Source organism: Tsuneonella sp. HG249, from assembly GCF_053819205.1.
Genome location: NZ_JBSOQY010000010.1, coordinates 1 through 2,210 on the forward strand (window position 1 = coordinate 1; position 2,210 = coordinate 2,210).

Annotated in this window: 1 protein-coding gene; it reads left to right on the forward strand. The window is 68.8% G+C overall.

Translation table 11 applies throughout. The annotated features are described in order from the left end of the window. On the forward strand, positions 1-2,210 hold a 2,210-nt coding region (locus ACWPM1_RS14785; protein ID WP_455695659.1), incomplete at both ends, for a VirB4 family type IV secretion/conjugal transfer ATPase.

Sequence of the window (2,210 nt, forward strand, 5' to 3'; positions counted from 1 at the left end):
GCGCTGCAGGTCCCCGGCCTGCTGTTCGAGACCGAGGATTCCGACGCGCTCAACCACCACGCGGCCACTCGCGAGGTCATGCTGCGCTCGACGCTCGACGCGCGCTTCGTGCTCTACCATCACGTCGTGCGCCGCCGGGTGCAGATCGAGCTCGAGGCCGAGTTCCCCGATCCGCTCGCCGCGCACATCGACCGGCGCTGGAAGGAACGGCTCGGCAGCGGGTCGCTGTTCGTCAACGACCAGTTCGTCACCCTCATCCGCCGGCCGGCGCGCGGCAAGGCGGGGCTGGCCGAAAAGGCGAGCAAGCTGTGGAGCCGCAAGGGTAGCCGCGAGATCGAGGCCGATCCCAAGGACGTTCGCGCGCTGAAGGCCGCCGCCACCGGTCTTGTCGCCTCCCTCCAGGCCTATGGCGCCGCAGTGCTGGGTGACTACGAGGGCCCGAGCGGGGCGACCAACAACGAAATCCTGGAACTGCTCTCTGCGCTTTACAACGGCGAGATGCGCCCGGTGCGCCGCCCGGCCGACGAGACCGACATCGGCCAGATGCTGCCTTATCGCCGCGCGAGCTTCGGGCTCGACGCGATGGAGCTGCGCGGCTCGGGCGAGCCCGATTTCGCCGCGATCCTATCCTTGAAGGACTACCCCGAGGCGACCAGCCCCGGCCTGCTGGACGCGCTGCTGCGCCAGCCGTTCGAGATGATCGTCTCCGAAAGCTACGCGCCGTCCGAGCGGACCACCGCCCGCGAGCGGATGGACCTTGCTATCCGCCGGCTGAAGTCGGCCGACGAAGAAGCGATGGTCGAGCGCGCGGACATGCTCGCCGCACGCGATGCTCTGGGGAACGGCGCCGTCGGCTTCGGCGACCATCACTTGACCGTGCTCGTGCGCGAGAAGACCCTGCCGCAGCTCGACGAGGCGACCGCCGCCTGCGCCGCCGCGCTGGCCGACACCGGCGCCATCGTCGTGCGCGAGGATACCAATCTAGAGCCCGCGTTCTGGGGCCAATTCCCCGGCAACGAGGCGTACATCGCCCGCCGCGCAATGATCTCGAGCGCCAACATGGCGAGCTTCGGGTCCTTGCACGGCATGGCCCTCGGCCAGGCCGACGGCAATCACTGGGGCGAGGCGGTCACGCTGCTGCAAACCACCAGCCAGACGCCATTCTTCTTCAACTTCCACAACGGCGACCTCGGCAACTTCACCGTCATCGGCCCTTCGGGCAGCGGCAAGACGGTGGTGATGAACTTCCTCGCCGCGCAGGCGCAGAAGTTCAGCCCCCGCACGATCCTGTTCGACAAGGACCGCGGGGCCGAGCTGTTCATCCGCGGCATCGGCGGGCGCTACGATCGTATCGCCAGCGGCGAACCGACCGGGTTCAACCCGCTCGCGCTGCCCGACAATCCCGCCAACCGGGCGTTCCTGCGCGACTGGCTGTCCGTGCTGCTGCAGGCTGACGGGCCGGAAGAGCTGGCGACCGTCGCCGGTGCCGTCGATGCGGCCTACGCCAACGACCCCAGCTTGCGGAGGCTGAAGCATTTCCGCGAGTTGCTGAGCGGCGCCAAGCGGCCGCAACCCGGCGACCTCGCTGATCGCCTGTCCGCGTGGATCGGCACCGGCGAGCACGCATGGCTGTTCGACAATGCCAGCGACCAGCTCGACCTCTCACAGCGCGTGCTGGGGTTCGACATGACCGCGCTGCTCGAGAACCCCCGACTGCGCACGCCGACGATGATGTACCTGTTCCACCGGATCGAGGAGCGGCTCGACGGCAAGCCGACGATGATCCTCATCGACGAAGGCTGGAAGGCCTTGGACGATGCGGTGTTCGCCGCGCGCATCCGCGACTGGCTCAAGACGCTGCGCAAGCGCAACGCGCTGGTCGGGTTCGCCACCCAGTCGGCGCGCGACGCGCTCGACAGCCGCATCGCCACTGCGCTGGTCGAGCAGACCGCGACGATGATCTTCATGCCCAACGCCCGCGCGCGCAGCGAGGACTATTGCGATGGCTTCGGGCTCACCAGCCACGAACTGGCGCTGATCCGCAGTCTTCCCGCGCACAGCCGCGCGTTCCTGATCCGCCAGCCCGATGCCAGTGTGGTGGTACGGCTCGACCTGTCGGGCGCGCCCGAAGTCCTCGCGGTGCTGTCCGGCCGCGAAAGCACCGTACGCCGGCTCGACCTGCTGCGTGAGGCGGTGGGCGACAATCCGGC